The sequence below is a fragment of the Streptomyces sp. NBC_01296 genome, from assembly GCF_035984415.1.
GTDB lineage: Bacteria > Actinomycetota > Actinomycetes > Streptomycetales > Streptomycetaceae > Streptomyces.
Genome location: NZ_CP130720.1, coordinates 347,375 through 359,392 on the forward strand (window position 1 = coordinate 347,375; position 12,018 = coordinate 359,392).

Consider the following 12,018-nt stretch of genomic DNA (forward strand, 5'->3'; position numbering starts at 1 on the left):
GAGTCGGTGGCTCCGGTGATCGGCACGATGCTGCTCGGGGCCCGCCGTCACACTTGTTGTCGCAACGTTCGCGAAGGCGGAGGCACAGGTTCGGCCCGGCCTGGAGTGCCGCCGTCAGGCGTCGCTGTCCGGGTGGGGTGCCCGCCATGTGATCATCTTGTGGACCACGTGGTCGAACTCGTTGCCGTCCAGATATTTCCACTCGCCCAGGTAGACCGGGTCTACCCCGGCGCGCTGGAGGCCGGCGACGATCTAACGGAGCGTGCGCTCGGGAATCTCCCGCCCACCTGTGGGATGTCCGACGCGGAATTCCACCCCGGGGCGTGGGACGCGATCCCCACCCCGCTGGTCGGCCTCACCGTGAAAGGCCACTGACGGCAGCCACTCGACATCGAGCAGCGCCCGGGGCAGCTCAACCTGATGCCCCACGAGGGCACTTGCGGCACGCGAATTCTGCCGCCAGGGTCTCCGCGTACGGAGGGTCACTTTCCGTCGGTGACGTAGTAGTCGTTCTCGAGGTACTCCAGGGTGTAGCTGCCCAGCTCTTCCTCGGAGAAGGTGGCGGAGGACCTGACCGCTTCGAGCGGCATCTCGATCTTGTCGAGGGTGCGCACGGGGACCCGCTGCGGATCGACCGTCGCGGTCTGCAGGGCCTTCTTCTGCTCGGGTGAGATCATCTGGAACACAGTCACATACGTCGACGTGCACGGACCGAATCCTTGGTCCTCTGCCTTCTTCGCGCCGGGCCCGGCCACTTCGCAGACCGTGTCGATGTCCTCACGCCCGAGCCCGTGGAGGTACTGCTCGTACCGCTGGATCGCGCGCTCCTTCGTCCTGGGCGCGGGCCGGTTACCAGTCACGGCGGCCGACGGCGTCTCGGTTCCGGCGGACGCGGACGGCATGCCTGACGGCACTTTCGCCGGTGTGGACGCGGACGACTGCGAAGGCTTCGCGTCAGCGCTCTCCTTCGCTTTCTGCGGACCGCACCCGCACGCCACCAGCGCCACGCATGCCGATACCGCCACGCTCACCATCGTCCGCGTTTTCATCAGGTCTCCTCCGCCAGCCGACTGCCCATCAAGAGCTCACGCAGGATCCGGCGGAACGGTTCCCGACCCGCGACCCGCCCCGCGGACCGCACCACCGCTGGGGCCGACACCTGTTCGGCGATCCTGGGCCCGGCGACCTTCCGGAGCTCGCGCGCCAGGCCGGCCTGGACCCGGACAACGTCCGCCTGGACGATGCGCTGCTGATCGCGTGGCGCGACGGCGGGCCGGCAGTCTGGCCGGCCACCGGGCGGCCCGGTCCGTACAGCGGCTCCAGGGGGCTGTCCAAGGCGGCAGAGGAGCCGGAAGCCAGGCAGAAGGCCGCATCGGGCGTGGAGGAAGGCGGTGTGGCCGAGCGGGATGGGGTTCGGGGTCACGTGCCGCCCAACGAGGGCCGGGGCGCGACGGGCATCGTGCCCGCGCCGGCGAGCCGGTGGCGGAGTGGCACCCCGGCTGGGATCGTCCAAAACCGCAGTCGGCCCGGACGGACCTGCCAATGGACTCGCTGGCGGTCGCGCCGCTGCCGTACCCAGACATCACCTGCCGTCTTGTTCCGGCGGGCCTGTCGAAGCTGTTGCTGAAGCGCAGGAAGAAGTAGGGCTCACTTCTTGCAGGGGAACGTCACCTGCTCGCTGCGGACGCTCTTCTTTTGGTCCGGCAGGTGGAGCGTGACGTACCCGGTCACCGTCTTGGCGTTCCTGGGCGCCGCCATGTCCACGACCTGAAGGACGACCTTGGTGGAGGTGCCCGCACCGAAGGCGAGGGATCCCGGGGAGACCCGGGCGCGGCCGGCATTCACGGTCCAGTGGTAGCGGACCGTGCCCGGCCCGGTCGCCGTGATCTTTCCGTCGAAGGCCATGGCCACGGGAGTGCCGTTGCACTCGACGGTCTCCCCCGGCTTCAGCAGGGTTACTACTTCGACTTTGGTGACCTTCACCGCCTGCTTGACCCCGCTCGTCCCAGCGGTTCCAGCCTGCGCCACGTGGGCGGGGGCGAGGGCCACCGAGGAGGCGAGGAGCGGGGCCGTGAGGAGTGTGAGGTATCGACGCCGCATTGTGCTGCCTTCTGGATGGGGAAGCCCCCGATCTCGGTCCCAGGATATCGGCGAGCCGCCCGGACGGTCAGCCCCGCGAAGGGATCGGCGCTCTCGGCGCGGCTACCCTCACCGGGGGCTACGCCGCCGACCCGCCGCAGGTTCTGCAGGCGCTGGGGTCGTTCGCTGTCAGCGCCGGTGATGCCCTCGTGGAGTAGGGCACGGGGGTGGCGGCGCTGGTGGCTTGCTGGGCCAAGCGCCGGCGGCGCAGCCAGGGCCTGCGTGGTGTTGTGATCAGTCGGCGACCTTCATGAGATCGTCGATCCGAACCATTGCGGCGCGGAGATGGCGGCCCGCGGGGTAGCTCTCGGGTGACCTGTCGTAGCGGGTGGCGATCCCTCGCCCGCCCCGGCCCCTGCGCCGCTCTGTCGGGCTAGCCGTAACACTCCGGAGTTGGGCGCGGCTCCTTGCGGCGGAACCACCGGTCTGAGGCGGGGTCTTTCGACTTCGGGCTCGGGTCGGCGCTGTCGGTGCGCCCTCTGCTCCGAAAAATCCGGATGGCGGCCAACACTGCAGCCATGCCAAATGCACCGACCGAACCAGTAAAGATCCTTGCGAAGTTCCCGAATCCAATGGGCTGTGAAACCCACCCGCCAATCCCCCCGAACCGTCCCGGCTGATTGCCGGGACGGAGCGAGAGCGCTTACGGGTCGGGCTCAGCGGGTGCCTGCGCGCCGGCGCCGACGGAGCGCAGCGGCCGCTCCCACGAGGGCGAGTGCCGCGCTGGAACCGCTGGCAAGGAGCAGGGTGGAGGACGAGGCGTCGTCCGCCTTGCGCTGGGGGCTGTAGCCGCTGGAGTAGCCGTTGGTGTCGTACTCCGAGCCGGGCAACTTGTCGGCGTAGCGGGCCTTGACCAGTTTCTGGTAGTCGCTGAGCGACACCGACGTCTGGCCGCCAAGGCCTTGCCGGGCCTCGTCGTTGAGTGGCTCGACGGTGGTGAGCTTGAGCTGGTACCAGCCGCGGATCTGTGGCTCGGTGAAGACCAGCGTGCCCAGGGTGGCCTTGCCGGCGTAGGTGGCGTCGCTGTCGCCGTCGCGGATAGCCGCCAGGTGCCAGCCGCCGCCCTGGGTGGGGGCGAGCATGACGGTTGCGGTGCGGCCGTTGACGGTGGTGCTGAGCGAGGAGACCAGCTGCGTCAGCTCGATCGCCTCGGTGGGCAGCGGCTTGGCGGTGCCCGCTACGAACCCAGGGGTGATCTCGTTCCGTGCCACCGGGTCCTTGATCGTGAAGACCGGGAGGTCCTGGCACGGCTCCGCCGCTTCGGGGATCGTCTGCACTGGCCCGCCGGCACCGCCGGTGGGCACCGGAGTGCGCAGGAAGCGGCAGACCGCGTTGCGCACATCGGTGGACTTCACCGCGTCGAGGGCAGCCTGATAGTCGGGGATGTCGGCCGGGAGAGGGTCCTTGGCCGGGACCGCATGGGCCGGACCGACGACGGACAGCAGCGCGGATGCACTCAATGCGATGACGATGGACAGGCGGGAGAAGCGAGAGCCCGCCCGCTTGCCGAACATTTCGGTGTCGCGCATGTCGCCTGCCTTAGCGGGAGATACCGATGCGGGAATGGGTCCACTTCGATGAACTGTTACTCACATAGTCGTTGTAGTTCCACCACGTATACGTGGTGGTGTCCGGCCACGGGTCGGCCACGGCGATCGTGTTGTTCGACGTGTCGAAGCCGTAGACCACGTTCATGTGCCCGCCACCCGACGTCCACCCGATGCGGGCACCGATCGGCCGGGCCGCCTTGACGTCGGTGTACACCTGGTTGAACGTGGCCGCGCTGTTCAGGCCCGAGCCGGTGTGGGCCATGCCGAGGCTGCTCCAGCCCCTGGCCATGTCGTCGAGCGTGGCGGGCTGGTTGTTGCAGCCGTAGTAGGGCTGTGCCCGGTTGCAGAAGTCCGTCTGTGTGGAGCCTAAGCCCTGGAACTTGGCGATGGTCAGCCCGGATGCGACCCAGCACCACTGGGTCTTCTCCTGCTTCAGCATGCTGATGGTGTCCTGACCCGCTTCCGCGTGAGCCGTGCCGCCCACGGTCGCGAGCGATCCCAAGGCGGCCAGCACGATGGCCGACGCCATGGTTCCATACCTGAATTTGCCCATGTTCCTGCCTTCCCCCTGATGGGTGCAACGAGATGAGCGGGGCGATCTGATGCGAATATGACAGCGCAGCATTCCGAAGACATAGGGTGTTTCCATCCATTCAACCCCTACTGATTACTTGTCATGAAATCATGCGAATAACGGCTGTTTCGTTTGGGGCGGGCGTTACTGCCTTCTGCTCGTCGGGATGAATCGTTGCGATGTTCCTGATGGGTGTGGGTGGGTGACCGTACCCGCGGTATGTGAGAAATGTGCGGATGGGGGCGGGTTGACTCCGACGGGACGTCAGCGGCGCGAGACGGTACGGATGCAGGCGGCTGAACTGTTCGAGTAGAGGATCAACCCGTCGGAAGTCGCGCGGCGGCTGGGGGTGAGCGTGAAGCCGGCTTGTCACGACGCCCGATGCCGGACCCGTTCCGCTTGCCGGCTTCGCTCAGCCGCCTCTCGCTCGGCGGCCGCAGCCGCCGGACGCGGCGCTGCCTGTTCTCCTTCAGCGCCGGCGCGACCCTCCGCCGCGCACGGCCTGCACAGACCGTCCCGCTCGTTGGGCCACACGGTCGGCCGGACCCACCGCCAGCGTTCGTCGGTGGCGTCGGCCAGGCGTCCAACGCCCCGCACTCGGGGCCGGCCCCATGGTCGCCGCCGGACCACTACGAGGACCGCGCCCGTGCCAGGTTCGCCCGCACCACCGCGGTCGAGGGGTGACCCGGGCCCAGTATCCGTTCGCAGTCGGTCAGAGCGCGCAGGGTGCCGCAGCCCGCTGACGACAGGGCCCGGCCGCCGCCCGGCCCCGCTGCAATCGACTGAACCCGGTCAAGCGGTCAGCCGCGAACCCCGTCCACCACACCCCTTCAAGGTCGGCGACGTCGGTCCAGGACTCGAGCCAGTCCGCCGCCGTCGCCACGTCCGTGGTCATCGGACACAGCGTCCACGGGGAGGTCAGCGCGCGGGCGGCGAACGGCACCTCGAGGCACCGTCTCCTCTCCGTATGGGAGTGCGGTCAGCTCGGCGCCGTCGGCCTGGAGGACGTCGAAGGTGAGGTAGAGGGCGGGCAGGCGGGCGGCCAGGGCTCCGGCGTTGCGGGCGCGGTCGGCGGCCCGGCGTTGCAGGACAGGGCACCGGCCTCCACATCCCACGCGACCACCTCGCCATCGAGAACCAGGCCGTCGGTCAGCTGCCCGGCGGCGGCCACCAGGTCGGGGAACGCGTCCTGGATCAGGGCGCCGCGGCGGTTCTGGAACAGCACCTGGCCACCCGGCTCGGAGGGGGTGAAGACGAGCAGCCGGAATCCGTCGTACTTCTGCTCGTACGCCAGGCCCGGCCAGGCCCGGGCCGGGCCGGGCCGGTTCGAGGCGGGGCCGGGATCGTCTCGGCGGCCTGCGCCAGCATCGGCTCCACCGGCGGTCGCAGCGTCACAGAGCCTCCCTCACCGGTTGCCAGCCCCTCTCCCAGGGTCGGCCAGACCAGCCGGAAGCAGCCCCGCAGGACGGCCGCCGCATCATCCATCCGAGGGGCGCAGCGGGCCCGTCAAAGCCGGCCCGGGGCCTGGCTGCGGGACGGATGGCGGTATGCGCCGCTGGTCCCTGCCCCGCTCCTCGCCGCGCTCCTCGCGGCCTCCGGATGGGTCACCTTCCACCCCTCCCCTACCCCGCCCGCCGCAGTACAGGAAGATCCCAAGCAACCCGCCGCCCCGCGCCCCCTGCGGCTGGACACTGGGCCGGCACTGCCCCTCCCCCTCCTGCCCGAGGCAGCGCACGCGGTGCCAACCCGTGCTGTACCGGAAGTCGGCCACGCTCCCGCACCTGCCCGTCCCGCGGCCCCCAGTCGAGAGTTCAAGGAGAGCCGGCACGCCCAGCCACACACGGCCACCCCGGCACGCCCCGCCGCCGCCAAGACCACGGCCGCCAGCCTGGCGCGAAGCTGAACGGTGTTGGCCGTGGCTGCTCGGCGAGTTCGAGCAGTTTCGGATGCCCCTGCACCACGTCGAGGACTGCGCATACGGGTCGAGGACCGGCTCCCCGTGCGGCGGAGCGACGGTGAGCCCGACAGCGCCACCGCCGAAGAGGGCCGGGGTCGCTGCAGACAGCGCGGGCCGCCCCGGAGCGGGCCGGTCCCCGGCCGGGCGGGGAACCGCGTCCCGGACGGCGACATCCACGGGCTGGCCCCGGTGCAGTACCTCGGGTACGGCTCACGTGTGAGGGCGACCGCGAAGTCGTCCGCCACCGGATAGCGCAGCGCCAGCACGGCGGTGTCCAGTTCGCCGACCGGTCCCCGGGCCAGACCCGTCGCCGCCGCGCCGGGCGCACCGGAACCACGGATCTCGGCCTGCTGCTCGAGCATCTCGGCCTGAACATCGAGCCCCAGCCATCGGAGGGTCTCCGCGGCCGTGGCAGCACCGGACTGGCAGGCCCAGGACTGCCAGCTTGAGGCGGTGCCGTGCCGGGCGCAGCAGCTCCACGAGCTCACCGGTCGACACCCAGTCGGGCGTACCGTCCGGCTTCTCGAACAGCACGCCGCCCCGCAGCCCATGCCCGCTGACATGCAGCACGTCCCAGCATGGATGGCTACCGAAGGCCTCGGCCAGACGATCTCTCGTCACGCCGTACTGGAGTTCCCTCAGTTCGAACGACTGCCGCTACCGACTGCTGATCTGCCGCACCATCCTGACCGGTTCGTACCGCTCTCGACGCAGCGACAGTACCGTGGTCGACGACGGCATCGAGAACGTCGCGAGGATGCGCAACTGGTCACCCACCGGCGTCTTGTGCTCCGGGCCCTCTGCGTCCTGCGCATCCTGAACCCCCTCGAGCACGTGGACCAGGCTGACACCGCAGCGGACCAGCGGCCGGCCGCCGATGTGCGGCAACTCCAGTGGCGCACCTCGACCGTGACGGGGCGTTTGCGAGCCAGTACCGCACTGATCTGCTTGCCGAACACTGCCGAGCCGAGCCGCTCTCCCACCCCGTCGGGCAACGGCCGCTTCGTAGGACCGATTCGTGGTCGCCGTGTGCACCTGCTGCCGCAGCCGGACGTACCCCCGGTGCGACACCAGCCGCCGCTCCAGCACATCCCTGCGGAGTGGAGCCGGGCCGCTCGGCTCTGCGCACGCCTGCGCACGCCTGCGCACGCCACCGGCCGACCGGTAGCGGGCCGGCCGGCGCTCCCCCGGACCTCACGACGTCGGGCTCGCCCCGAGATGGCGCTCCAGCCAGCGGGCGGCGGCGCGCCGGTAGATGCGGCGGTTGTCCGCCCGGAGGAATTCGTGGCCTTCGTTGCGGAGTACCAGCAGTTCCGCGGGCAGCCCGCGGTCGCGGGCGGCGCCGACGAACTGCTCCGACTCGGTCGGCGGGACGTTGGTGTCGTGCTCGCCGTGGACCGCCAGTACGGGAACGCGCAACTCGTGGACGCGGCTCATCGGGGACAGGGCGCGCAGCAGCTCCCGGTCGCGTTCGGGGTGCCCGTACTTGGCGGCCGCGGACTGTGCGATCCACGGTTCCGTGCCGGCGAAGAAGGTGGCGAAGTCCGACATCCCGCAAACGGCCACACCGGTGCGGAACAGCTCCGGATGCCAGACCAGCGAGGCCATCGTCAGGTAGCCGCCGTACGAGCGCCCCATGACCCCGAGCCGCAGGGGGTCGGCGTACCCGAGCGACACCACGTGGGCAGCGCAGTCGGCGACGTCGTCGATCGCCGCGAACCGGCCGGCGCCGAGGTCGGCGTCGACGAAGGACCGTCCCCAGCCGGACGAGCCTCGGACGTCGGGGGCGAAGACGTCCAGACCACGGCTGAGGAGTTCGTGGTAGAGCGGGTTGAACACCGGCCGCTCCTGTTCCTCCGGACCGCCGTGGAGGTGGATCACGCACGGGGCCGGACGGCCCGAATCCCGGTCCGGCGTCCGGTAGTACCAGCCGCCCAGCATCAGCCCGTCCCGGGCCCGGCAGCGCAGCGGCACCGGGCGTACGGGGGGCCGGCCGGGCGGGGCCGCCTCCTCGTCGCGCGCCGCCCAAGGGGCGCGTAGGGGGGTGCCGCCACCGTCGAGTTCCCAGATGCCGGGCCTCCGGAGCGAGCCCGACAGGGCCGCGAACACCGCGCCGCGGCCCACGGCCATGCGCGTCACGACCTCGTGGGGCAGGTCCGGGCGGTGGTGCGGCCCGGAGTCGCCCTCGCCGTCCGCGTCCGCGGCGGGCAGGGCGATGCTCTGCAGTTCGCTGGCGCCGTGGACGTTCCACGCGATCAGGCCCCACCGCCCGTGGTCGGGGACGGTCAGCAGGTCGAGGGCGGACCCTTCGCGCTCGGCCGCGACGAAGGTGCCTTCGGAGGCGCCGTCCTCGTCCAGCCGGACCCGCAGGAGGGCCGCGTACTCCCGTTCCCAGTCGCTGCGCAGCCACAGGGTGCGCGCATCGGGAGAGAACCGGCCGATCCACGGGTCCCCGTCGGCGACCCGCAGGGCGCAGGTGGTGCGGCCCGACGCGGTGTCCAGTACGAGGCCCTCGCGGTGGCCGCGTGGGCCTCGGCGCAGCAGCGCGAACCGGCCGTCCGCGCTCATGTCGCAGACGCGCAGGGAGGCGGCCCCCGGTTCGCTGAACAGCAGGACCGGGGCGTTCGTGCCGTCCGGGTCGATGAGGTAGGCGGCCAGCCCGCCGCCCGGCGCCGGCCCGGCATCCGCTCGGCTGCCCGCGCCCGTGGCCAGGGACCCCGTATGGGGGGCGGATGCCGGTCGGCCGGCCCGGGGTGCGGCGCCGCCGCCGAGGAGGGTCGCTGATCCGCCGCGTTCGGTCCAGGCCGCCCCGGGGCCTCCCACCGGGGCCGTGGCCTCGGACGTCGCGAGCGGTGCGGATGCGTCCTGCGACAGGTGCCCGGGCCCGCTGTGCTCGGCGGCCGCCTCCGACGACCAGGCGATCGTGACGGCGAGGGCGGAACCGTCGCGGGTCCAGGATCCGAGGTGCGCGGTGCCGCCCGCCTCGGCGCCGGCGAGCACGCGGCGGCCGGTGCCATCGGGGCGCACCACCAGGACCCGGGTGTGCTCGCCGCCGCCCGGGGCCGAGGTGTACGCGATCCAGTGCCCGTCGGGGGACCACGACACCTCGGTCACGGGGTCGGGGTCGGCGTCGAGTACGTGGGCCTCTGCGCTCCGGGCCGGTCCGCTCCACAGTTGCGGGACCCCTGCCCGGTCGCAGATGAACGCGACGTTCTCGCCGGTGGGGTCGGCCGCGGGATACCAGCATCCGTGGGCGGTGAGGAGGGCCGGCGGATCGCCGTGGTGGTCGTCCGGCACGTGTACGGGCGCGGGTGCCGGTACGGGGACTTCCGGCGCGCCGGAAGACGGGGCCGTCGGCTTCGTACGATCCGGGGGCATGGCCGCCTCTCTCCGCCTCTCTCCGCTTCGCCGGGGCTGCGCCTCCGGCGGGCCGTCGCGGATCAGTGAATGCCGTGCACCTGCAACCAGATCTCCAGCGAAGCCACCTGCCACAGCGTGCCGGCTCCCCGCTTGGCACGGTGGCGGTCGGGTTCCGCCAGCAGTGCGGCCACGTGCCGCTGGTCGAAGATCCCGCGCCGGCGCGCCTCCGGTGCGGTCAGGGCGTCCCGTACGCGGGCCAGCACCGGCCCGGCCATCTGCCGGACCCCCGGCACGGGGAAGTAGCCCTTGGGGCGGTCCACGATCTCCGGGGGCAGGACCTTGCGGCCGATGTCCTTGAGCACGGCCTTGCCGCCCTGGTCCAGTTTGAGCTCGGGGGGGCAGGCGGCGGCGAGTTCGACGAGCTCGTGGTCCAGGAACGGCACGCGTGCCTCCAGGCCCCAGGCCATCGTCATGTTGTCGACCCGTTTGACCGGGTCGTCGGGCATGAGCGCGTGGACGTCCATCCGCAGGGCCGCGTCGAGGGAGGTTTCGGCGCCGGGGGCGGCCATGTGGGCACGGACGAACTCCATGGAGGCGTCGTGGGCCGCGGCCACGTCCGGGTGCAGCATGGCGGTGACCTCGTCGTGCGTCCTGTCGAAGTACGCGTCGGCGTACGCGTCGGGCGCGCCCTCCCGGCCGGCCGAGGCGATCGGCGGGTACCAGTGGTAGCCGGCGAACACCTCGTCCGCTCCCTGGCCGCAGAGCACCACCTTGACGTCCTTGGCGACCTGCTCGGACAGCAGATGGAACGCCACGGCGTCATGGCTGACCATCGGCTCGCTCATGGCTCCGATCGCGCCTTCCAGTGCGGCGGGGAGCCGGCCGGTGGGGATCATGAACTTGTGGTGGTCGGTCGAGAACGTGCGGGCGATGAGGTCGGAGAACCGGAATTCGTCGCCGTCCTCCCCGTTCTCCGCTTCGAATCCCATCGCGAACGTGGGGAGGTCGAAACCCCCCAGCCCCTCCTCCGCCAGCAGGGCCACGATCAGGCTGGAGTCCAGGCCTCCCGAGAGCAGCACGCCGACGGGGACGTCGGCGACCATGCGCCGCCGCACCGCCGTGCGCAGCGCGTCGTACACCGCCTCGCGCCACAGCGCCGGGTCCGTGCCGAATGCGGAGTGCCGGGTGTAGGAGGGCTGCCAGTAGCAGTGGTCGTGGTGGGTGCCGTCCCGCTCGACGACGCGGACGGTGGCCGGCGGAATCTTGCGCACTCCGGCCAGTACGGTCCTGGGCGCCGGTACCGTGCCGTGCCAGCTCAGGTACTGGTGGAGCGCCACCGGGTCGAGGGAGGTGTCGACGCCCCCGCCCGCCAGCAGAGCCGGCAGCGTGGAGGCGAAGCGGAGCCGGTGGGCGTCCTGGGTGACGTACAGGGGCTTGATGCCCAGGCGGTCACGGCCGAGCACGACGCAGCCCGTGTGGTGCTCCACCACGGCGAAGGCGAACATGCCGACGAGGAGGTCCACACATTCCAGGCCCCACTGTGCGTACGCCTTGACGAGCACCTCGGTGTCGGAGTCGGAGAAGAACCGGTGTCCGATGTCTTCGAGCCGGCCGCGCACCTCGCGGTGGTTGTAGATGCAGCCGTTGAAGACCACCGTCAGACCCAGCCGGGCGTCGGTCATGGGCTGGGCACCCCGCTCCGAGAGGTCGATGATCTTCAACCGCCGGTGCCCCAGGGCGACCGCCCCCTGCGACCAGGCGCCTCGGCCGTCGGGCCCGCGTGATTCCAGAGCATCGGCCATGCGTTCGACCGCGGCGAGGTCGGGACGGCCGCCGTCGAAGCGCACCTCCCCACTCAAGCCGCACATGGGGCACCTGCCGATCCGTCGCCACGCAGAAGCGTTCCCCGTACTGCTCTCGTTCCCGAGGGCTCGGCCACGTCCGCCATATGTTCCTTCGCTCCTGTGCCGTTCAGCCCGCACCGTGCGGGCTCATGGCGTCTGCCCGACCGTCCGATCCCCAAGCCGAGGGTCTGCGTCCCGATGGCGGGGACCGGTGCACGCGGGCCGTGGAGGCCCCGCACCCGGCGGCCGACACGCCCACGGCCCTGTCCGCGACGACACCCCCACTTATGCCCCGCCTGCGCACGGATCCACACGGCCTCCGATGGACCACCCGACCGGCGCACCGAGCCGGCGCTCAAGATGTCCTGTGGTCATGAAGCACGATGACGCCGCCACTCCAGCCTCGGACATCGCAATCCGATCGATTTCGAGGCAGCCTTCGTCATACCACCCACTACACCTGCCCCAGCCGCCCGGCCCCGCATGTGCATCCAGAGACACCCAGATGCGGGGCAGGGCGTCGTGGCGCACGTTGGAAGAGAGATTCCGGCCTTCGCACGGAGCCGCAATGAAGCGGGGAACCAGAGGCACGGC

At 71.2% G+C, this 12,018-nt stretch carries 9 protein-coding genes; 1 reads left to right on the top strand and 8 read right to left on the bottom strand.

The annotated features are described in order from the left end of the window. Positions 1-168: 168 nt before the first annotated feature. Positions 169-375, top strand: a complete 207-nt coding sequence (locus OG299_RS01690) for a hypothetical protein (RefSeq protein ID WP_327360140.1) — start codon at positions 169-171, stop codon at positions 373-375. 107 nt (positions 376-482) lie between these two features. Here OG299_RS01690 and OG299_RS01695 read toward each other — a convergent pair whose 3' ends face one another. The 8 genes from OG299_RS01695 to OG299_RS01730 form a co-directional block, all read right to left on the bottom strand. Next, positions 483-902, bottom strand: a complete 420-nt coding sequence (locus OG299_RS01695; RefSeq protein WP_327360141.1) for a hypothetical protein — start codon at positions 900-902, stop codon at positions 483-485. Between the two features lie 745 nt (positions 903-1,647). After that, positions 1,648-2,100, bottom strand: coding sequence for a hypothetical protein (locus tag OG299_RS01700; RefSeq protein ID WP_327360142.1), 453 nt, complete (start codon positions 2,098-2,100; stop codon positions 1,648-1,650). A gap of 695 nt (positions 2,101-2,795) precedes the next feature. After that, positions 2,796-3,668: a hypothetical protein gene (locus OG299_RS01705; protein WP_327360143.1), complete on the bottom strand. Its 873-nt coding sequence runs from the start codon at positions 3,666-3,668 to the stop codon at positions 2,796-2,798. A gap of 10 nt (positions 3,669-3,678) precedes the next feature. Next, positions 3,679-4,218, bottom strand: a complete 540-nt coding sequence (locus tag OG299_RS01710) for a papain-like cysteine protease family protein (RefSeq protein WP_327360144.1) — start codon at positions 4,216-4,218, stop codon at positions 3,679-3,681. Between the two features lie 1,024 nt (positions 4,219-5,242). Next, complete coding sequence (locus OG299_RS01715; protein WP_327364433.1) at positions 5,243-5,557, bottom strand: ATP-dependent DNA ligase; 315 nt, start codon at positions 5,555-5,557, stop codon at positions 5,243-5,245. A 1,320-nt stretch (positions 5,558-6,877) separates the two neighbouring features. Next, positions 6,878-7,108, bottom strand: coding sequence for a hypothetical protein (locus tag OG299_RS01720; protein ID WP_327360145.1), 231 nt, complete (start codon positions 7,106-7,108; stop codon positions 6,878-6,880). A 306-nt stretch (positions 7,109-7,414) separates the two neighbouring features. Next, positions 7,415-9,598, bottom strand: coding sequence for a S9 family peptidase (locus tag OG299_RS01725; RefSeq protein WP_327360146.1), 2,184 nt, complete (start codon positions 9,596-9,598; stop codon positions 7,415-7,417). 62 nt (positions 9,599-9,660) lie between these two features. Continuing rightward, a complete protein-coding gene (locus tag OG299_RS01730; protein ID WP_327360147.1) occupies positions 9,661-11,448 on the bottom strand; it encodes an N-acetylglutaminylglutamine amidotransferase in 1,788 nt (595 codons plus the stop codon). Positions 11,449-12,018 lie beyond the last annotated feature (570 nt).

What these genes read in the sequence shown, in the direction of transcription:
- OG299_RS01695 (WP_327360141.1), bottom strand. Translation starts at nt 902, where the DNA reads ATGCCGTCCGCGTCCGCCGGAACCGAGACGCCGTCGGCCGCCGTGACT.
- OG299_RS01700 (WP_327360142.1), bottom strand. Translation starts at nt 2,100, where the DNA reads ATGCGGCGTCGATACCTCACACTCCTCACGGCCCCGCTCCTCGCCTCC.
- OG299_RS01705 (WP_327360143.1), bottom strand. Translation starts at nt 3,668, where the DNA reads ATGCGCGACACCGAAATGTTCGGCAAGCGGGCGGGCTCTCGCTTCTCC.
- OG299_RS01710 (WP_327360144.1), bottom strand. Translation starts at nt 4,218, where the DNA reads ATGGCGTCGGCCATCGTGCTGGCCGCCTTGGGATCGCTCGCGACCGTG.
- OG299_RS01725 (WP_327360146.1), bottom strand. Translation starts at nt 9,598, where the DNA reads ATGCCCCCGGATCGTACGAAGCCGACGGCCCCGTCTTCCGGCGCGCCG.
- OG299_RS01730 (WP_327360147.1), bottom strand. Translation starts at nt 11,448, where the DNA reads ATGTGCGGCTTGAGTGGGGAGGTGCGCTTCGACGGCGGCCGTCCCGAC.